Genomic DNA, 19,002 nt, shown 5'->3' on the forward strand with positions numbered 1-19,002 from the left:
TGAGCGTGGCCGGCTGCCGCGCCTCTTTACCCATGAGGGCCAGACCCTTACCATCCGGCAATGGGCCGAGCAGACAGGTATCAAACAACAGACCATTGAGAAGCGGTTGCGTTCCGGATGGCCTGTTGCTGATGCTCTTACGCCCGGTGACAATCGTGGAAGGCACAAAAAGGGCTGGCCGGTGGAGGATGTGTTGCGGGTGGCGTGAAAGTTCCTAATTGACCGACACTTCACATGGATATTTCCCGAAGGCGTTGTTCAAGGTAATTATCTATATTAGGTCTGTTTCCATCTCGAATCATTTCAAGCATGTGAATAATATCTGAGTCTTCAAATACAATCATATATCCTCGACCATCAATCGCCGTATCCTTGCATCCGGCAATTATCCTTTCTCTGTTGTCCATGGAACGGCACATCAAAATTCCGAAGAAACCTCTTCGAACGTTGAACCGGCCTTGAAGCTGATCAAGCTCCGGGTTTGCTAAGTTCTTCGTGTAATTTTTGCACTCGACAAAGACTGACTGAGCGCGTGTCTGAGGCGCTTGCAATCTCCGAAAAAAGAACCCTGAATCGGACGAATTATTGTAAACTATATCAACTCTTTTTCTGCCATCATGTATTTTCGCCTCCCGAACAGGAGCCGAAATTTCTGGATGAAATATGAATGTTAATAGGCCGATGCAAAGTCGGTGATATATATCTGCATTTGCATCGCCGACGGGTATTTCTCCCAGTCTGTCAATTAGAGCCTGCGAAAAAGCCGACTCGTTAAATCCTTCATCAAGCTGCGAGTTTTCGAGCGGGCCTTTCGCCCCTTTTAAGTTTTTATATCGCTCCAGAACTTCCGGATGATCCCTCACAAAATCTGCCAAGTCGTCCTTTATGAATGGGTGAACTTCCTTCACTGACTTTTTGGTTACGCGCCTGCTGCCGTTCTTGAAAACCTCAACAAGCGCACCACCAGCATTAAGATACTAGGCCTGCAGAAACTCTAACATGTAGTGGTTGTAGAATTCTTGAGAGTCCAAGCTTAGTCTATATCGCACGGCAGCTTTGGGGACTAACAGAATAGGCTTTGCCCCGTGATGTGCAGACTCAAAGGAGAAGATCGCCAATTCAATTCATCTGGGTTCCAGATCGGTCCAGTTGCTCTGGTGATCTGCACCGGAATGTCAAGTAAATCACACTATTGGCGTGTGTATTCTGCAAGTGCCCCTCTTATAATGTTGGTGGTAAGATCGGAAATGGTATCTCGACCCACGCCATGTATGAATAGCTCGGCTTCTGATATATCTTCAAGAAGCCCGGTCTGATAGGCTCGACTGCGCACCAATGCTCCCGCTAGAAGTGCGGCTCGGTCATCACCGACACCTGCACCTCGCGGTCGCCCTTGAGATTGGCCTAGTCTCGTTTCATTTGGTTCTCGCAAATGACCAAGAAGATGGTCCACTCGCCGACGGTTATCTGCGCGAAGCTGGTTCAACACCTCTGAGAAGAACGAGCGGATAAGATCGCCACATGTAGCAGACCAATCATCATCTCGAATCTGTATTGCGTATGGACAAATATAAAGCTGCGTATCGGTGTTGAGTTCGACATCAACGAAGTCGAGTTCTGCTTGTGTCAGTCCTAAACGAAAGTGCTCTGAGAACTTCGGCATCTACACCCCTTGCGTAATACTCGCAACCCAAACGGGTTTTCCTGATTCGTGCAAGCCTATCGAAAATCGCGAACGGATGTGGGAGGGGGTATCCCTAAATATCCGCCCCTTTCAGGGAACCGGCGTGTGGTCCTTCGCGCAAGATACGCCGGAATATAACTTTTCACGATTCACACGCCTGACGGGTAGTGTTATATTATAACAGTTGATGCTGTTATGAGTGCTGCCATGTCCGTTCCCCTTGCCCTGATCCGGGCGCATCTGAATCTTGACGACGACCGCGACCCCGAACTTCTGACCCATTACGCCAATGTCGCGGCGATGTGGGTGGCGGCTTATACCGGCCAGCCCTTCACCGCTGACAACGCCCTGATGGTGCAGGCCGCGCTTCTCTTGGTGGCGCACCAGTATGAGGCCCGCGAGGCTGTCACCTTTGCCAACACCTATCAGCTTCCGTTCGGCGTCCATGATCTGCTGTCGCCTCTGAAAGACCGCGTGACGGGCTACCGGCCCGAGCCGGAGGCAGCATAATGGCCCGCTATGTCCAAGGGTCTGATGCCCTGAAACGGAAGCTGGCAGCGCTTCCTGCTGCTGTCGCGGCTGCCCTGAACCCCGCCCTGAAACGCTCTGCCGAGGAAGTGGCAGCCGATGCCCGGGCCTTGGCCGAGGCATCACGGCGCACCGGCAGCCTTGCGGATTCCATTGATGCCACCGGCCCCGGCGAGACAACGCCAGCCTATGCCGCCAACGGTGGCAGGCGCACCGCCGAGGACGGGCAGGCTTTCGTCACCGCTGGCAGCCCTGACGCCCGCCACGGGCATCTTGTGGAGTTCGGCACCAGCGAACGCCAGCACAAGGACGGCACCAGCACCGGCACCATGCCCGCCGAACCGTTCCTGCTGCCCGCGTGGCGGCTGAACATGACCCGCGTGAAGAACCGCCTGCGCCGCGTGATCCGCTCAGAGGCGAGGAAGGCGGCAGGCCAATGATCTTTGATGCCACGCTTTCCCTTCAAACGCTGATCGGTGACATGCTGGCTGCTGATCCCCGGATCATCGCCCATGTCGATCCGGTGAACATCCGCGCCGGTTCGATCCGGCCCGATAACCTGCCTGCAATCGTCCTGGCACCCGCCCGCGTGTCCTTCCTTGGTCATGCTTCGGGCGGCTATGTCATGGCCGAGGTCCGCATGATGCTGCACCTCTGGGCCGTGGAGGATGGTTCCACGGTGGCGCAGGCGGTGGCTGGTGCTGCGATGCTGGCGCTTATGGATGCACCCCGGCCTGATGGCTTCGCCATTGACAACTGGCAGCGCCCGGAATTGGTCTGGATGCGCGACCCTGCGCCAGAGCGCACCTATACGCATGGCACGATTGCCTTGCGGGCGGTGCTGCGGTGGAGGGCCGAGTGATGCAGGCTGGTAAACTTCAACACGCCATTGAACTGCAACGCCTTTCGGAAATCCTGCATTCCTTTCAGACACCCCGCGCGGCACAAATGCCGAAGCCGGCAGCGCCACCGAAAGCGGCGATTTCGCGCGTGGTCGGTGCCCTGCCCTGTCCCGGTGACTGCCCCCTCGGTGACTGGCCCGCCTCGGTGATTGACCCCGCCCGCACCAATGGATAGGGACTTGCGCGACAATGAGCAGCCGGAACCGGAGAGGGCTTTCAGCATGGCACAGGGCAGCACTGCGGGCAGCACCACTCCGCAAAGCTTTCAGGAAATCATCCTGCGGCTGCAGAATTACTGGGCCGACAAGGGCTGTGCGATCCTGCAGCCCTATGACATGGAGGTCGGCGCCGGCACCTTCCATCCGGCCACCACGCTGCGCTCGCTTGGCACCAAACCCTGGGCTGCGGCCTATGTGCAGCCCTCGCGCCGCCCGACGGATGGCCGCTATGGCGAGAACCCGAACCGCCTTCAGCATTATTACCAGTATCAGGTCATCATCAAACCGAGCCCCGCAAACCTGCAGGAACTGTATCTCGGCAGCCTGAAGGCCATCGGGATCGACCTTGGCCTCCATGATATCCGCTTTGTGGAAGACGACTGGGAAAGCCCGACGCTTGGCGCCTGGGGGCTGGGCTGGGAGGTCTGGTGCGACGGGATGGAGGTCAGCCAGTTCACCTATTTCCAGCAGGTCGGCGGCCATGACTGCAAACCGGTCTCGGGCGAGCTGACCTATGGTCTGGAACGCCTTGCCATGTATGTGATGAATGTCGGTCACGTCATGGATATGCCCTTCAACAGCCCGGACGCGCCGATCCCGCTGACTTACGGCGATATCTTCCGCCAGACCGAGGAAGAATATTCACGCCATAATTTCGACGGCGCCACCACCGGGATGCTGTTTCGTCATTTCGAGGATGCCGAGGCCGAATGCCAGCGCCTGCTCGATTTCCCGGCCCTGGACCCGAAGACCGGCAAGACCATCATCATGGCGCATCCGGCCTATGATCAGACCATCAAGGCGAGCCACCTCTTCAACCTGCTCGATGCGCGCGGCGTGATTTCCGTGACCGAACGTCAGGCCTATATCGGCCGCGTCCGGGCGCTTGCGAAGAAATGCGCGGATGCCTTCCGCCAGACCGAAGCCGGTCGCGATGCGGCAGAGCCTGACGCGGTTCCGGCCTGATGCGCGATGGCCTGTTTTCCGACAGCCTCTGGCCCGAGCCTGGTATCGCAACCGGCCGGCGGGGCGGGGCCATGCAGGATCACCGCATGCTCGGGGCCAGCGGCAGAGGGCAGCAGCGCCCGGATCAGCAGCAGGCGGACATGCCTGCGGCAACCGGCACGACCCTTGTGGGTTTTCAGTTCACCGACCGTCCCCAGGTGAAAGACAACAGCCCCGCCGCCGCAGGTTTCCTGTTTCGCGATGAGGCAAAGACCGCGCCGGAGCGGCGCCTCCCGGTCCCGCCCCAGGCTTTAGCCTGGCCCAAAGATATCTGCCGCGATGCGCAGACAAGGGGCCGGCAGCGCAGCGTGTTGTTCAGCCATGACAGCGGCCCCCGGGTCAGCCGCTATCAGATTCCTGCCGGATCCCCCCCGGCACAATACCCCCTCCATCACACAGGAGATGCGGAGTGAATGTCGGTAAAATCGCAGCGGGAGGTCTTCTGGTGACAGGTCTGGTCGCAGGCGTCCTGATGTATTGGCTCCAGGTCTATGCCTTTTATGAGCCGGTGGCCTTCGGCCCGGGTGAGACCGAGATCCGGCTGACGCCGCTTGGATCGGAACAGCCCGAGGTGATCGTTGCGGAAAATGTCGAGGGGATCGACGCTGAAAGCTCGCCTTTGCGTTTCCGCGCCTGTTTCACCACGCCGCTGTCGCAATCCATGCTGACCGAGACCTACCGCATCTATGACAAGCCGGTGCCGCTGAACGGGCCGGGCTGGTTCTCCTGCTACAAAGCCGATGAGATCGGCCATGCGCTGGAAACCGGCGAGGCGCTGGCCTTTCTGTCAGAGACCGGCATCCATCCCGGCGTCGACCGCGTGGTCGCCGTCTTCGCCGACGGGCGTGCCTATGCCTGGCATCAATTGCAGCCCGAGACCGCCGAAGGTCCCTGACGCCTGCCCCTGACATCGGGACCTTGCCGGCGCATCTCCAGCCGTAAACCGGTGCCTTTTCTGCCTTGTTTGTTGCACATCAACTGTCGATAGTGCCGCCAACTACAAAGAAGCGAGCAGCGAAATGTCAGATCAGTCCACTTCGGAAGGCGATAAACAGCGCCGCAAAGAAGAGAAAAAAGAAGGGAAATTCGCCCGCGCCCGTGCCGCCGCCGAAGCCTCGGCCGGTGGACAACTGGAGCTGCGCGACGGCTATGCCCTCTACCAGTATCCCGATTACGACACCTATCGCGAGGTGCAGTCGCAGGGCAACAAGGCCAAGCTCAAGGCGCAGTTTGTCCGTGAAAGCCATATTCAGCTTCTGGCCGATATCGTGCTGAAAAATGCGCCAGAGCCGGATTTCGGCCTCTGCCACGGCACCAGGCGCGGCGCCGAGCAAAGCTGGTTCCGCACCCATCTGGGCAGCAAGGCGCGGGTGATCGGCACCGAAATCTCGGACACCGCGACCCAGTTCCCCGACACGCTGCAATGGGATTTCCATGATGAGAATCCCGACTGGGAAAGCCGTGCCGATTTCGTCTATTCCAACTCCTGGGACCATGCTTTCGATCCGCTGAAAGCCTTTGGCGCCTGGATCAAAAGCCTCAAACCCGGCGGGCTTTTGCTGCTGGACCACACGCGCGGCCATTCACCCAAAACCGCCGATGCGCTTGATCCTTTTGGCATTTCCCTGGAAAAGCTGATTTCGATGATCACCGAGGCCTTTGGCGATCAGGGCGAGATTCAGCCCGTCTTCGACTCTGGCAAAGTGAACCCGGAATATGCTGCCTCTGTTGTGATCTTCCGCAAGAATGGTTAGGGACTGCGGCACTGACAAAACACGGTGCCGCCATGCCAGACCTGCTGATCGAACTGTTTTCCGAGGAAATCCCGGCGCGGATGCAGGCCGGTGCCCGTGAGGCGCTGAAAAAACTGGTGACAGATGGCCTTGTCGAGGCCGGTCTCACCTATGGCGGCGCCGGGGTTTTCTCGACGCCGCGCCGCCTGGTGCTGGCGCTGGAAGGGCTCTCGCCCGCCAGCCGCCCCGTCAGCGAGGAACGCAAAGGTCCGAGAACCGATGCCCCCCAGGCCGCGCTGGACGGTTTCCTGCGCTCGACCGGGCTGAGCATCGACCAGCTGGAAAAACGGGCCGATAAAAAGGCCGAAGTCTATTTCGCCGTGGTGAAAAAGCCCGGCCGCCCGGCGGCGGAGATTGTCGCCAAAGTGCTGGAAAGCACGATCCGCAATTTCCCCTGGCCGAAATCCATGCGGTGGGGCGCAGGCAGCCTCCGCTGGGTGCGCCCGCTGCATTCGATCCTCTGCATCCTCTCGGATGAATCGGGCGCTGGCATTGTGCCGCTGACGGTCGGCGGCATCCCCTCGGGCGATACCACGCGCGGCCATCGTTTCATGGGGCCGGAGGCCTTCACCGTCACCTCCTTCGAGGATTACGCCGCGAAACTGCGCCGCGCAAAGGTGATGCTCGACCAGGCCGAGCGCGAAGAGGCCATCGCCCATGGCGCGAAGAACCTCGCCTTTGCCGCCGGTCTGGAGGTGGTCGAAGACCGCAGCCTGCTCACGGAAATCGCCGGCCTTGTCGAATGGCCGGTGCCGCTGCTGGGCCAGATCCCCGAGGCCTTCCTCGGCCTGCCCGCCGAAGTGCTGCAAACCTCGATGAAGGAACATCAGAAGTTCTTCTCGGCCCGCAACCCGAAGACGGGCCGGATCGAGGGCTTCATCACGGTAGCCAATATCGAGACCCCGGATGATGGCGCGACCATCCTCGCCGGCAACCTGAAAGTGCTGACTGCGCGCCTCTCGGATGCGCGTTTCTTCTGGGAAAACGACCTGCGGGTGGCGAAGACAGGTATGGCGGAATGGGCCGAGGGTCTGACCCATGTGACCTTCCAGTCGAAACTCGGCTCGCAATCCGACCGCATCAACCGCATCGCAGCGCTGGCCCGCGAGATCGCGCCGCTGGTCGGTGCCGAACCCGATCAGGCCGAACATGCCGCGCGCCTCGCGAAACTCGACCTGCGCTCGGCCATGGTCGGCGAATTCCCCGAGCTGCAAGGCGTGATGGGCCGCTACTACGCGCTGGAAGCAGGCGAACCCGAAGCCGTCGCCAACGCCGCCCGCGACCACTATTCCCCCCTCGGCCCCTCCGACGCCGTCCCGTCCGAGCCGGTCTCCGTCGCCGTGGCGCTGGCCGACAAACTCGACACCCTGACCGGCTTCTGGGCCATCGACGAAAAGCCCACCGGCTCCAAAGACCCCTTCGCCCTGCGCCGCGCCGCCCTTGGCGTGATCCGGCTGGTGCTGGGGAACGGAGTTCATCTCGACCTGCTCAATATCCTCGACAACCAAATCACCCCTTGGCTCCTACATGAGCATAATCGGGAGATTTGGGAGCAGCAAAACTACGAGGACCAGATCGCAAGATACTTGGGCATATCTCGCGAATTCCTGGACGAAACGATGCGCAAGACGGGTAGGATCAGAAATAGCGAAACCCATCCCGAGGAGTTCAGAGAGATATTTTCGACGATAAACTGGGGTGAAATTGACCTGTTTTCGAAGCAATCCCGTGACCTCCTCGCCTTCTTCCACGATCGCCTGAAAGTCTTCCTCAAAGACCAGGGCATCCGCCATGACGTGATCGACGCCTGCTTGGCCATGCCCGGGTCAGACGATATCACGCTGCTCGTCAAACGCGCCACCGCCCTCTCGGACACGCTGAAAACCGAAGACGGCAAGAACCTTATCCAGGGTTACAAACGCGCCAACAACATCCTCACCCAGGCCGAGGCCAAAGACGGAGTAGAATATTCCTTCGGCCCCGATCCGAAACTGGCCGAAACCGATCAGGAACGCGCCCTCTTCACCGCTCTCGACCAGGCCGAGGCCAAAATCGCCCCCGCGATGAAGGAAGAAGACTTCGCCACCGCCATGCAGGCCATGTCAAAACTGCGTGCCCCCATCGACGCCTTCTTCGACACCGTCCAGATCAACGCGGAAAACCCGATCATCCGCAGGAACCGCCTCAACCTCCTGCACCGGATCCGCGAAATCTGCTCCGGCACCGCCGATCTGACCAAAATCGAAGGCTGACCCCTTCCTCTTGACCCAAATACTCCCCGGGGGTGCGGGGGCGGGAAGCCCCCGCCCCGGCCGGCCAGAGATCACACCGCTTGCACCGTGGAAAATCCGGCCTATTCTGCCAGCCGTGCGAGGAGTGCTGCAGTGCAGAAACAAGTAAAGATCACCGCCTTTTCGGAAATCACCCCTTCCGCCCCGGTCACGACCGAGGAACATGGGTGGAAAGCCAAATGCCTCCAGCGCCTCGTGCGGCTGGACCTGCCGGTGCCGCAATCGGTTGCCCTGCCCGCCAGCACCATCCGCGCCCTTGCGCAAGGCCAGGCGGTCGATGCCGGCGCCATCCTCTCGCATTTCGGTTCCGGAACCGGCGGCGCGCTGGTCTCGGTCCGCGCCTCGCCCGCCAATCCCGACTGGGGCGGGCCGGCCACCATCCTCAATATCGGGCTGAACGCCGCCCGTCATGCGAGCCTCGTTGAGACCCATGGCCGGGACGCCGCCGATGCGCTCTGGTGCCGCTTCATCCAATCCTATGCGATCCATGTCGCCCGGCTCGATCCGGATATGTTCGAGGATGTCCCCCCCGGCCCCGATGCGCTGCGCGAGCTGCGCCGGCTCTATGAATATGAGACCGACGAGCCCTTCCCCGAAGACCCCGCCCGCCAGCTTTCCGAAGTGCTGCGCTCGATGGCCCGCGCCTGGGAGGGCACCTCGGCGCGCCTCTTGCGCTCGGCCAAAGGGGCGCCGGAGGACGCCGCCCTAGGTCTTGTCGTGCAACAAATGGCGCAAGGGATCGGCCAGGGCATTTCCGGCTCGGGCGTGATCCAGTTCGTCGATTCCGTCACCGGGCTCAGCCGCGTCACCGGCCGTTATCTTGGCCAAAGCCAGGGCCGCGACGCGCTGGCCGCCCGCGAGGCGCTTTACCTGACCCGCGACCCGCGCGGCCCCTCTCTGGAGGAGGAAGCGCCTGGAATCATGCTCGAACTCGTCCGCATGGGCGCCGCCTGCCGGGTGAAGCTGCGCGAAGAGATGCAGATCGAATTCACCGTCGAAGACGGGCGGCTTTCGGTGCTGGATGCGGTGCGGGTTGCGCGCTCGGCCCGGGCCGGGCTGAAGATCGCCGTGGCCCTGGCCGAAGACAGCGTGATCCCGAAATCCGAGGCGGTGCTCAGGGTTGAGCCCCGTGCCCTTTCGGAACTGCTGCACCACCAGGTCGATCCGCAGGGCTTGCGCGATGTGATCTCGAACGGCATTGCCGCCTCGCCGGGGGCTGCGACCGGCCGCCTCGTCTTCACCTCCGAGGCCGCCCAGGCTTCGGCCGCCAGAGGCGAGGATTGCATCCTGGTGCGCCGCGAGACCGCGCCCGAAGACATTCGCGGCATGCATTCTGCGGTCGCCGTGCTGACCGAACGCGGCGGCATGACCAGCCATGCCGCAGTGATCGCGCGGGGCCTTGGCCTGCCGGCCGTGGTCGGCGCCTCTGATCTGCGCCTTGACGGCAAGGACAAGAAACTGACTGCCCGCGATGGCCGCATCTTCCGCGAGGGTGATATCGTCACCATCGACGGCTCGCGTGGCGAGGCGCTGGCAGGCGCCGCCGGGATGCTGCCGCCGGCGCTGGATGAAAGCTTTCACCAGCTGCTGACCTGGGCCGATGAATTCCGCGATATCGGCGTGCGTGCCAATGCCGACACCCCCTCTGACGCCGCCACTGCGCGCAAGTTCAATGCCGAAGGCATAGGGCTGTGCCGCACGGAACACATGTTCTTTGACGAAGACCGTTTCACCGTCATGCGCGAGATGATCTTCGCCGATACGAGCGCCGACCGCGCCTCGGCGCTGTCGCGGCTCCTGCCGATGCAGCGCGAGGATTTCCTGCAGCTTTTTGAGATCATGCAGGGCCTGCCGGTCTGCATCCGCCTGTTTGACCCGCCCTTGCACGAATTTCTCCCCGCCACGCGGGAGGGGCTGCGCGAACTGGCCGAGGCGCTTGACCGCCCGCTTTCCGAGGTCACCCGCCGCGCCGAGGCTTTGCGCGAGGTGAACCCGATGCTGGGCATGCGCGGCGTGCGGCTGGGCGTGGTGCTGCCCGAGATCTACGACATGCAGGCCCAGGCGATATTCGAGGCCACCATCGAGAGCGCCAAGCGCGGCGCGGTGGTGGTGCCGGAAGTGATGATCCCCCTTGTCTCGGCCAAACGCGAGGTCGAGCTGGTGCGCACCCGCATCGACGCGGTCGCCGCCGCCGTGCGCACCCGCGCCAAGGCCGATTTCGACTATAAGCTTGGCGTCATGGTCGAGACCCCGCGCGCCTGCCTGCGCGCGGGCGAGATCGCGCAGCATGCGGGCTTTCTGTCCTTCGGCACCAATGACCTGACGCAGATGACTTACGGGCTGTCGCGCGACGATGCCGGGCGCTTTATGAACACCTATGTGCAGCAGGGCGTCTTCCCCGAAGACCCGTTCCATATCCTCGACCAGGACGGAGTCGGCGAACTTTTGCTGATTGGCGCCGCGCGGGGGCGGGAAACCCGCCAGGACCTCAAACTCTCGATCTGCGGCGAGCATGGCGGCGACCCGCTTTCGATCGCCTTCTGTCGCCTGGCGGGATTCGATTACGTCTCCTGTAGCCCCTACCGTGTGCCGATGGCGCGACTCGCAGCCGCCCATCTGGCTCTTGGGGACCATGTGGATAACTGAAATCAAACCACAATATCATGTGGTTGTCGCGCGTTGTTAAGGAACTGGATGCAATTTGTCGGCATTAATCCGCCGAGCTCAACGAATATCTTGTGACCAATTCGCAACAATACTGGACCGATGGTCCGTGATTCGCCTACTCAACCCGCTTGTCGACCGGTGGCGGCCACAGTTTTGGCCAAAGCCGCGTTTTTGGTGCCCAACGGTGTCTGGTTAAATCCACGCTTGGGGTAACAGAGCAGGAAGCCGAATATGAAACGCTCAGGGAATGTGCTGGCAGCGGTCGCCGTGACCGCCACCGTCGCCCTCACCCAGATGGCTGCCCCGATGGCAGCCCATGCAGATGTCACCCGCAGTGACATGAACAAGCCCCGTCTGACCATCGCGGATGAGATGGGGCAGATCCTCGGCAGCGAGAAATCGCGGCTGAACGCGTTTTCCGGCCAGCCGATCGGCACGCCGAAAACGGTGGCGAAAGCCGCCGCTGCGTCTGAACCGGCCAGCAAGGTCGTGACGAGGAAAAAGACCGCGAAAGTGGTGCGCCCGGGCGAGAGCCCTGCCCCGGCAGCAGCCAGCGCCGACCCGGTCCCGGTCCCGACCGAAACCCGCAGCGTGGTCAAAGCGACCGCCGCCGGCAATGTCCGCGTGATCGAGGAGGTCGTCTCGGAAACCGTGGTCGACACGCCCGAGGGCCGCAAGATCCGCCGGGTTATCAGGAAAACAACGGTTAAAACCACCGCCGGCTCTGGTATGGTGGAAACCGCCAGCGCAGTGGCGCCGCAGCCGGCAGCGCCAGCGCCCGACGCGTCGCGCCTGCGCTATGACATGGGCTGGCTCATGGCGCAGCCGGTGGCGCAAAGCGGCCGGGAATGGCAATGCCTGACCGAGGCGATCTATTTCGAATCGCGCGGAGAAAGCCTAAAGGGCCAGTTCGCCGTGGCCGAAGTGATCCTGAACCGGCGCGACAGCGGCCTTTACCCGGCTTCGGTCTGCGGCGTGGTGCGCCAGGCCGGCGGCGGCGGCTGCCAGTTCTCTTACACCTGCAACGGCACGTCCACGACAATGCGCGACGGCGATGCGCGCGAGGTGGCGGGCCGCATCGCCTCGGTGATGCTGTCCGGCGCGCCGCGTGATCTGACGGCGGGGGCGACCCATTTCCACACCCGTGGCGTGAAACCCTCGTGGTCGAAACGCTTCGCCCAGACGACGGCCATCGGCTCGCATCTTTTCTACCGCCAGCCGGGCGTGCGGGGCTGACCCCATCCGCCAGGATGCGGCAGAAGTCTTTTTCCTGATGGTCAAAAGGCTTGGGATCGGCGTGCGGGGCTGCTAGGGATTTGCCTCAGGCAGTTCTGCCGCCCGCGCCCAGCCACCGGAAGAGGCCGCATCACCATGACCACCAGCGACAGCGCCCTCGCCTTCGCCCATCCGCAGGAACGCGCCGAGGCCTCGGCCAGCGCCGATCCGCGCGACCGGATCAGCCTGCGGGACCATATCGTCGAGGCCGATATCGGCGCTTTCCAGAAGGAACGCGGCCATAAGCAGCGGCTGCGCTTCAACATCGTGATCGAGGTGCGCCCGACGCCGCAGCCGCTGGAGGATGATGTCGACCGCATCCTCTCCTATGACCGCATCACCGAATCCATCGCGACCGAGCTTGCGACCGAGCGGCTGAACCTGCTGGAGACGCTGGCCGAACACCTGGCCGAACGGCTTCTGGCCGAGCCCCAGGCGATGCGCGCCTTCATCCGGATCGAAAAGCTGGATGTCGGACCCTATGCGCTTGGGGTCGAGATCGTGCGCTCCAGGGCCGAGGTGCCGGTCAGGGACGGCGAGGATGCGGTGCATCCGCTGGTGGTCTTTTTCGACAATGCGATGATCCATGCGCCGGATCTGTCCGCAAAGATCGACGCCGTGCTGGCGCCCGGTCAGCCGGCGATCTTCTGCGTGGGCCTGCCGGACCTGCCCCGGCCGCAGACCGGCCACCGCCCGACGCAGCACCGCGTCGATCTTCTGGCCATTGAACAGAATGCCTGGGTGCTGGCCGCCCGCGATCCGCGCTGTGTGGTGGTATCGTCGAGGACCGAGATCGACTGGGCAATCAAACGCGGGCGTTCCGTGGTCTGGGCGCCCTCGAAACTGGTGCTTGACGCGGTGGATGGCCCCCAGGCCCGCGACCCGGTGGCGCTGGCCTTGTGGCTGGCCGAGGAAATGGCGGCCTCGCGCCTCGTTCTTCACGGCGATGTTTCAGTTCCGGCGGGAAGCCGCATCCCGGCGGTAAAGGGCTGACGCCCCCGCTTGTCAAATCAGGGGCTTCGGGGGCAGAACCCGCAAACCCTTTTGCGGAGCCCTTGATGCCCTTGCGCCTGCCCGAGCCCGACCAGATCCTGCGCCCGCTGCCGCGCAGCGGTGTGACAGCAGGCGGCGTGTCCGCTCAGCCGCTGGCCGGGTCGCGGCATCTGTGGTGGAACTCGGCCAGCCTGCTGGCCCGCGGTCGCGCCACCGAGGAACGGCCCGCCCCTCTCACAGGGACCACCCGGCTGGCGATCAGCGCGCCGCGCGCCGATTTTTGCGGCCTCAGCCTCGACCGGCCCCGGATCATGGGGATCCTCAACCTCACCCCGGACAGTTTCTCGGATGGCGGCCGCCACAACGCGCCCGAAGCGGCCGTCGCCCGCGCGCAGGAGATGATCCGCGACGCCGAGATCCTTGATATCGGAGGCGAAAGCACCCGTCCCGGCGCGCAGGAAGTGCCGGTGGAAGAGGAAATCGCCCGCACCGCACCGGTGATCCGCGCGCTGCGCGAGGCCGGGATCACCACGCCGATCTCGATCGACACCCGCAAAGCCGCCGTGGCCGAGGCGGCGCTGGATGCCGGCGCCGATATCGTCAATGACGTGACCGCTTTGCGCTTTGACCCTGATATGGCGGCGCTGGTCGCGAGCCGGGGCGTGCCGGTGGTGCTGATGCATTCGGTGGCCACGCCCGAGACGATGCAGAAACACGCGGTCTATGAGGATGTGCTCTGGTCGGTGCGCGACCATCTTTACGAGCGCGTCGCGGCGGCGCTGAAAGCCGGGATCCGGGCCGGGAACCTGATCCTTGATCCCGGTATCGGCTTTGGCAAGACCACTGCGCATGACCTGCGGCTGCTGCGTGAACTGGCGGCGTTCCATGATTTCGGCCTGCCGCTGCTGCTGGGCGCCTCGCGCAAGAAATTCATCGGGGCGCTGACCGGGGCGGCGACACCGGCCGAGCGGGTGACCGGATCGGTTGCGGTGGCTTTGCAGGGCGCGGCGATGGGCGCCCATATCCTGCGCGTCCATGACACAAGAGAAACCCGGCAGGCCCTGTCCATCTGGCAGGCCATCCAGGGCAATTACGACGAGGCCTGAGGGTGTGACGCCAGAAGGTGAGAAGCCTGAGTGCGAGGCCCGGAAACGAGGATTTACCATGACGAAAAAGCTTTTTGGCACTGACGGGGTGCGGGGCCGCGCCAATACCTGGCCGATGACGGCCGGGATGGCGCTGAAGCTCGGTGCGGCTGCCGGGCGCTATTTCCGCCGCGACGGATCGGCGGCGCATCGGGTGGTGATCGGCAAGGATACGCGGCTTTCCGGCTATATGCTGGAAAACGCCCTGACCGCCGGGCTGACCTCGACGGGGATGAATGTGCTGCTTCTCGGCCCGGTGCCGACGCCGGGGGTCGGGTTCCTGACGCGCTCGATGCGCGCCGATCTGGGGGTGATGATCTCGGCCAGCCACAATCCGCATGAAGATAACGGCATCAAATTCTTTGGCCCGGACGGGTTCAAGCTCTCGGATGAGGCCGAGGCCGAGATCGAAGCCATGGTCGAGGGGGAGATCCAGCTGTCCCAGGCCAGGAATATCGGGCGCGCGAAACGGATCGAGGATGGCCGCGGGCGCTATCAGGAATTCGTCAAGACCTCTTTCCCGGCGGGGCTGCGGCTTGACGGGCTGAAAGTGGTGGTCGATTGCGCCAATGGCGCCGCATATCGCGCCGCGCCCGAAGTGCTGTGGGAGCTGGGCGCCGAGGTGATCCCGGTGGGTGTCTCGCCCAATGGCACCAATATCAACGAGAACTGCGGCTCGACCCATCCTCAGACCGCGGCCGAGGCGGTGATCACCCATGGCGCCGATCTGGGCATCGCGCTGGATGGCGACGCGGATCGGGTGATGATCCTTGACGAGAACGGTGTCGTCGCGGATGGCGACCAGTTCATGGCGCTGCTGGCCAGCCGCTGGGCGGCGGATGGGCGGCTCAGGGGGGGCGCGCTGGTCGCAACCGTGATGTCCAATCTTGGGCTGGAGCGGTTTTTGGAAGCCCAGGGCCTCAGGCTTGAACGCACCGCCGTCGGCGACCGCTATGTGGTCGAGCGGATGCGCCAGGGTGGCTTCAACCTTGGCGGCGAGCAATCGGGCCATATCGTGATGACCGATTACGCCACCACCGGCGACGGGCTGGCGGCGGCTTTGCAGTTCCTCGCCGAGATGGCGCGCTCTGGTGAAAAGGCGTCAAAGCTGGCACATCAGTTCGAAACCGTGCCGCAGCTTCTGAAGAATGTCCGCTATACCGCAGGCACGCAGCCGCTGGAGGATGACCGCGTCAAAGCCGTGATCGCCGCCAGTGAGCAGCGCATCAACGGCAAGGGGCGCATCCTGATCCGCAAATCCGGCACCGAGCCGCTGATCCGGGTGATGGCGGAATGCATCGACCCCGGCCTTTTGACCGAAGTGGTCGATGAGATCGCCGATACGGTGGCAAGCCTGGGCTGATCTTTGCGGGGGCGCCTCGCCTCCGGTCTGCCTGACTGGTATTCGCGCCCCCTTTGCGCCAGGGTGGCGGCGGAATACCGGACAGGAGGTCAGGATGACCCTTTTCACCCCGCTGCGCGCCGCGCTCTTTGCCACTTCCCTGCTGACGCCGGGCCTTGTCTTCGCCGAAGGCGAGCGCCCCGAGACAGTCATGCTGGGCGAGTATGAGATCGGCACCCGCGACAATGCCGATTTTGGGGCAGATCTTACTGCCAATGGCGAGGTTCTGCTGTCCAGCGGGCTGATCTTTCTGGATGGAACGGTCGAGGTCGCCGGCCAGACCGTGGTGACCGGCCTGGCCGGGCCCGGCGGCAATGCCTGCGATGGCACCCCCTTTGTCGTCTCGCTGAAAGACGGCAAGCCCGTCGCCGACGGCCCGGTCGACAGCTGCCGCTGGTTCGAGATGACCCTGCAGCCCGATGCGCTGATCTTCCACACCGATGCCTTCCCCGGCACCCCGGCCGAGATCTGGACCTGGACGCCGGTTTCCGGCCTCACCGAGGCCAGCCCGGAGGAATTCACCCCCAAAGCCGGCCAGGGCTGGGAGGATTTCGGCAGCCTTGCCGGGGCGCATCCGGTCGATGCGCTTGGCTTTGCGCCGGTCTATCAGGAAATGCGCGCCGGCATGAACCCCGGGGACTGGGACGGCCTCACCGCCATTCTCAGCGGGCTTGGCTCGGGCGATCTGGTGGAGAAGGGATATCGCGGCTCGGCCTGCACCAAATTCGTCTGCGAACAGGAATGGGCGGTTCTGTGGATCGACCAGGCCAGCCAGAAAGCCTTTGCGATGTGGAAAGCCGAGGCCGATGAGATGCCGAAAACCTGGCCCGCCGATCCCGGCGGCTGGCCGGACTGGGTGGGCGAGGATGCCGCCGCCTCGGCCACAGGCGCCAACTGATGCAAAAAGGGCCGGAGCAATGCTCCGGCCCTTTTCAGCCCTGGCACCCCGTTCAGACCTCTTTGCGGCCCGAAGCGATGATGCAGATCAGCGTGATCACCGAGGCCGCCAGCAGGTAATAGCCGACATAGGCCATGCCGTAATGCGTCTGCAGCCAGGTCGCGGCATAGGGCGCCAGCGAGGCACCGAAGATGCCCGCAAAGTTGAAGGTGATCGACGATCCGGTATAGCGCACCTTTGTCGGGAAGGGCGCCGCCAGCGCCGCCCCGATCACGCCGTAAGTCAGCCCCATCAGGAACATGCCCAGCGTGACGAAGACATAGATCGAGCTTTCATCCGCAGCCGAACCCTGCATCAGCGGCCCGAGGAAGAACGAGAACACCCCGATCAGCACCGTCACCACGATCAGGAAGCTGTAGCGCCCGACGCGGTCAGCGATCTTGCCCGCGATCGGGATCGCGATCCCGAAGATCACCGAGCCGAAGATCTGGATCAGCAGCGCATCCTTGAACGGAATGCCCAGCGTCTTGATGTTGTAGCCCAAAAGCCAGGCCGAGCAGATGTAGAACAGCACAAAAGTCACCAGCGCCACGAAGGTGCCGAGGAACAGGCTGCGCTTGTGGTTTTTGAACACCTCGGCGACCGGCACCTGAACGCGCTCTTCCTTCTCGACCGCTTTGGCGAATTCCGGGGTTTCCGAGATCGACATCCGCACCCAGAGACCCAGCACGATCAGGAAGATCGAGGCAAGGAACGGCAGGCGCCAGCCCCAAGCCATGAACTGCTCTTCCGAGATGAAGTGGAGCAGGATCCAGAAGAAGCCCGATGACAGGAACAGGCCCACCGGCGCGCCCAGCTGCGGGAACATGCCATACCAGGATTTCTTGCCCTCGGGCGCGTTTTCGGTGGCCAGCAGCACCGCACCGCCCCATTCGCCCCCAAGACCAAAACCCTGACCAAAGCGGCACAGCGCCAGCAGCAAGGGGGCTGCCACGCCGATCTGCGCATAGGTCGGCAACATGCCGATGATGACGGTCGAGACGCCCATGGTCAAAAGCGCCGCCACCAGCGTCGCCTTGCGGCCGATGCGGTCTCCGAAATGGCCGAACACGATGGCGCCGAAGGGGCGCGCGAAGAAGGCGATGGAGAAGGTCGCGAAAGAGGCCAGCAGCGCCGTCATCGGGTCAGAACCCGGGAAGAACAGCGCCGGGAAGACCAGCACGGCGGCGGTGGCATAGGCGTAGAAGTCGAAGAACTCGATGGTGGTGCCGATCAGGCTCGCCAGCAGCACGCGGCGCGGCGAATTCTTCGGCCCTTCGGCGGCGCTTGCGCCGGCCAGAGTGGTGTCAGACATGTCTCAATCCGGGTAATTTTGTTTCACAGGCGGCTCGCTTTTCGCAATCCGCGCCAGGTGGTGGCGGTAACGGTTTGTCAACATCTGTTAAAGGCGCAAAGCGCAGGTGACTGTCCGGGTTGCGCGGCGCGCATGGCTCGCCCCCGATCCGCCGCAGGCAGGCACAGGCAGGCTCCGGCAGGCTCGGGCAATCCGACCCTATGGCCATGATCACCGCGTCAACACAAAGAGCGCGGCCAACAGGATAAAGGTCACGATAAAGGCGATATCCCCCGGCGGAGGGGCGGCGGCCCACCATTCCGGAAGAAGGTGGCCCGGAAAACCATCCTGCATTCCCGCGCTCCTCCCGTCTGACACCAAAGGCGGCAGCGGCCAATCCGGCCCGAGACGGAACGTCTCGGACTGCACCTCAAAGCCCAGCCCTGCGAACAGCCGCGCCAATGCGATATTTCCGGCCCAGACATCCGCGGTCAGATTGGTTGTATCCTTCGCCCCGGCCAGATCCACCACGCTTTGCACCAGGACGCGACCGATTCCCTGCCCGCGAAACTCAGGCATCACCGCAATATCACAGATCACAATTTCAGCCCTGGCCCCGCGATGTGAGCTGGCACGAAACCAGATATAGCCGGGAAAGCGGTCCTCATCAAAGGCGGCCAGGATCTCGCGGCTTTCGGCCAGGTCATTGCCCTCTTCACCCAGGAAACTGCGCAAGATCCCCGGAACAAAGCTGGTTTCATACATATCGAGCGCAAAGGCCCAGGGGCTGGCGGGCCAGATGCTCTGCCATCGTCAGACGGCACAATGCCAGTATATCCTCGGCCACCGATGCGGTGGCGGGCCTGAT

General features: G+C 62.9%; 17 protein-coding genes. 13 read left to right on the forward strand and 4 right to left on the reverse strand.

The genetic code is table 11. The features are described 5' to 3' along the window. Positions 1-230: 230 nt before the first annotated feature. Together DRF71_RS27290 and DRF71_RS27295 are read right to left on the reverse strand one after the other, a co-directional pair. A complete protein-coding gene (locus DRF71_RS27290; RefSeq protein WP_157970959.1) occupies positions 231-875 on the reverse strand; it encodes a hypothetical protein in 645 nt (214 codons plus the stop codon). A gap of 314 nt (positions 876-1,189) precedes the next feature. Continuing rightward, positions 1,190-1,663, reverse strand: a complete 474-nt coding sequence (locus tag DRF71_RS27295; protein WP_157970960.1) for a hypothetical protein — start codon at positions 1,661-1,663, stop codon at positions 1,190-1,192. A 228-nt stretch (positions 1,664-1,891) separates the two neighbouring features. On the opposite strand from DRF71_RS27295, the gene DRF71_RS06715 reads away from it, so the two are divergent. From DRF71_RS06715 to DRF71_RS06780, 13 genes are all read left to right on the forward strand, one after another. Then, positions 1,892-2,194, forward strand: a complete 303-nt coding sequence (locus DRF71_RS06715; RefSeq protein ID WP_112309674.1) for a head-tail connector protein — start codon at positions 1,892-1,894, stop codon at positions 2,192-2,194. Next, positions 2,194-2,652: an HK97-gp10 family putative phage morphogenesis protein gene (locus DRF71_RS06720; protein ID WP_112309675.1), complete on the forward strand. Its 459-nt coding sequence runs from the start codon at positions 2,194-2,196 to the stop codon at positions 2,650-2,652. Before DRF71_RS06715 ends, DRF71_RS06720 begins: the two co-directional genes overlap by 1 nt. After that, entirely contained in the window at positions 2,649-3,074 is a 426-nt protein-coding gene (gene gp17 / locus DRF71_RS06725; protein ID WP_232831333.1) for a tail completion protein gp17, read from the forward strand. Before DRF71_RS06720 ends, gp17 begins: the two co-directional genes overlap by 4 nt. A gap of 261 nt (positions 3,075-3,335) precedes the next feature. Then, positions 3,336-4,298, forward strand: a complete 963-nt coding sequence (locus DRF71_RS06730; RefSeq protein WP_112310045.1) for a glycine--tRNA ligase subunit alpha — start codon at positions 3,336-3,338, stop codon at positions 4,296-4,298. A gap of 511 nt (positions 4,299-4,809) precedes the next feature. Then, a complete protein-coding gene (locus tag DRF71_RS06740; RefSeq protein WP_408634527.1) occupies positions 4,810-5,232 on the forward strand; it encodes a DUF6446 family protein in 423 nt (140 codons plus the stop codon). A 124-nt stretch (positions 5,233-5,356) separates the two neighbouring features. Continuing rightward, complete coding sequence (locus DRF71_RS06745) at positions 5,357-6,091, forward strand: class I SAM-dependent methyltransferase (RefSeq protein ID WP_112309678.1); 735 nt, start codon at positions 5,357-5,359, stop codon at positions 6,089-6,091. 32 nt (positions 6,092-6,123) lie between these two features. Beyond that, positions 6,124-8,382, forward strand: coding sequence for a glycine--tRNA ligase subunit beta (glyS, locus tag DRF71_RS06750; protein ID WP_112309679.1), 2,259 nt, complete (start codon positions 6,124-6,126; stop codon positions 8,380-8,382). Between the two features lie 132 nt (positions 8,383-8,514). Continuing rightward, positions 8,515-11,067: a putative PEP-binding protein gene (locus tag DRF71_RS06755; protein WP_112309680.1), complete on the forward strand. Its 2,553-nt coding sequence runs from the start codon at positions 8,515-8,517 to the stop codon at positions 11,065-11,067. A 252-nt stretch (positions 11,068-11,319) separates the two neighbouring features. Next, positions 11,320-12,324 carry a cell wall hydrolase gene (locus tag DRF71_RS28465; protein ID WP_232831334.1) on the forward strand — a complete coding sequence of 335 codons (1,005 nt, stop codon included), beginning with the start codon at positions 11,320-11,322 and terminating at the stop codon, positions 12,322-12,324. Between the two features lie 135 nt (positions 12,325-12,459). Further along, a complete protein-coding gene (locus DRF71_RS06765; RefSeq protein WP_112309681.1) occupies positions 12,460-13,356 on the forward strand; it encodes a dihydroneopterin aldolase in 897 nt (298 codons plus the stop codon). Positions 13,357-13,421: 65 nt separating this feature from the next. Beyond that, positions 13,422-14,462 carry a dihydropteroate synthase gene (folP, locus tag DRF71_RS06770; RefSeq protein ID WP_112309682.1) on the forward strand — a complete coding sequence of 347 codons (1,041 nt, stop codon included), beginning with the start codon at positions 13,422-13,424 and terminating at the stop codon, positions 14,460-14,462. A 58-nt stretch (positions 14,463-14,520) separates the two neighbouring features. After that, on the forward strand, positions 14,521-15,864 hold the full coding sequence (glmM, locus tag DRF71_RS06775) for a phosphoglucosamine mutase (RefSeq protein ID WP_112309683.1): 1,344 nt from the start codon (positions 14,521-14,523) through the stop codon (positions 15,862-15,864). 94 nt (positions 15,865-15,958) lie between these two features. Further along, positions 15,959-16,801 carry a hypothetical protein gene (locus DRF71_RS06780; RefSeq protein WP_112309684.1) on the forward strand — a complete coding sequence of 281 codons (843 nt, stop codon included), beginning with the start codon at positions 15,959-15,961 and terminating at the stop codon, positions 16,799-16,801. 52 nt (positions 16,802-16,853) lie between these two features. Here the strand turns inward: DRF71_RS06780 and DRF71_RS06785 are convergent, their stop codons facing one another. Together DRF71_RS06785 and DRF71_RS06790 are read right to left on the reverse strand one after the other, a co-directional pair. Next, entirely contained in the window at positions 16,854-18,155 is a 1,302-nt protein-coding gene (locus DRF71_RS06785; protein WP_112309685.1) for an MFS transporter, read from the reverse strand. 210 nt (positions 18,156-18,365) lie between these two features. Then, positions 18,366-18,899: a GNAT family N-acetyltransferase gene (locus tag DRF71_RS06790; RefSeq protein WP_112309686.1), complete on the reverse strand. Its 534-nt coding sequence runs from the start codon at positions 18,897-18,899 to the stop codon at positions 18,366-18,368. Between the last annotated feature and the right edge of the window lie 103 nt (positions 18,900-19,002).

It is taken from the genome of Pseudogemmobacter bohemicus, assembly GCF_003290025.1.
Lineage (GTDB): Bacteria > Pseudomonadota > Alphaproteobacteria > Rhodobacterales > Rhodobacteraceae > Pseudogemmobacter > Pseudogemmobacter bohemicus.

Excerpts from the sequence above, each read along its gene's own strand:
- DRF71_RS06740 (WP_408634527.1), top strand. The coding sequence starts at position 4,810 with ATGTATTGGCTCCAGGTCTATGCCTTTTATGAGCCGGTGGCCTTCGGC.
- DRF71_RS06790 (WP_112309686.1), bottom strand. The coding sequence starts at position 18,899 with ATGTATGAAACCAGCTTTGTTCCGGGGATCTTGCGCAGTTTCCTGGGT.
- DRF71_RS06715 (WP_112309674.1), top strand. The coding sequence starts at position 1,892 with ATGTCCGTTCCCCTTGCCCTGATCCGGGCGCATCTGAATCTTGACGAC.
- DRF71_RS06765 (WP_112309681.1), top strand. The coding sequence starts at position 12,460 with ATGACCACCAGCGACAGCGCCCTCGCCTTCGCCCATCCGCAGGAACGC.
- DRF71_RS06785 (WP_112309685.1), bottom strand. The coding sequence starts at position 18,155 with ATGTCTGACACCACTCTGGCCGGCGCAAGCGCCGCCGAAGGGCCGAAG.
- DRF71_RS06745 (WP_112309678.1), top strand. The coding sequence starts at position 5,357 with ATGTCAGATCAGTCCACTTCGGAAGGCGATAAACAGCGCCGCAAAGAA.
- glyS (WP_112309679.1), top strand. The coding sequence starts at position 6,124 with ATGCCAGACCTGCTGATCGAACTGTTTTCCGAGGAAATCCCGGCGCGG.
- folP (WP_112309682.1), top strand. The coding sequence starts at position 13,422 with ATGCCCTTGCGCCTGCCCGAGCCCGACCAGATCCTGCGCCCGCTGCCG.
- glmM (WP_112309683.1), top strand. The coding sequence starts at position 14,521 with ATGACGAAAAAGCTTTTTGGCACTGACGGGGTGCGGGGCCGCGCCAAT.
- gp17 (WP_232831333.1), top strand. The coding sequence starts at position 2,649 with ATGATCTTTGATGCCACGCTTTCCCTTCAAACGCTGATCGGTGACATG.
- DRF71_RS06780 (WP_112309684.1), top strand. The coding sequence starts at position 15,959 with ATGACCCTTTTCACCCCGCTGCGCGCCGCGCTCTTTGCCACTTCCCTG.
- DRF71_RS28465 (WP_232831334.1), top strand. The coding sequence starts at position 11,320 with ATGAAACGCTCAGGGAATGTGCTGGCAGCGGTCGCCGTGACCGCCACC.
- DRF71_RS27295 (WP_157970960.1), bottom strand. The coding sequence starts at position 1,663 with ATGCCGAAGTTCTCAGAGCACTTTCGTTTAGGACTGACACAAGCAGAA.
- DRF71_RS06720 (WP_112309675.1), top strand. The coding sequence starts at position 2,194 with ATGGCCCGCTATGTCCAAGGGTCTGATGCCCTGAAACGGAAGCTGGCA.
- DRF71_RS06730 (WP_112310045.1), top strand. The coding sequence starts at position 3,336 with ATGGCACAGGGCAGCACTGCGGGCAGCACCACTCCGCAAAGCTTTCAG.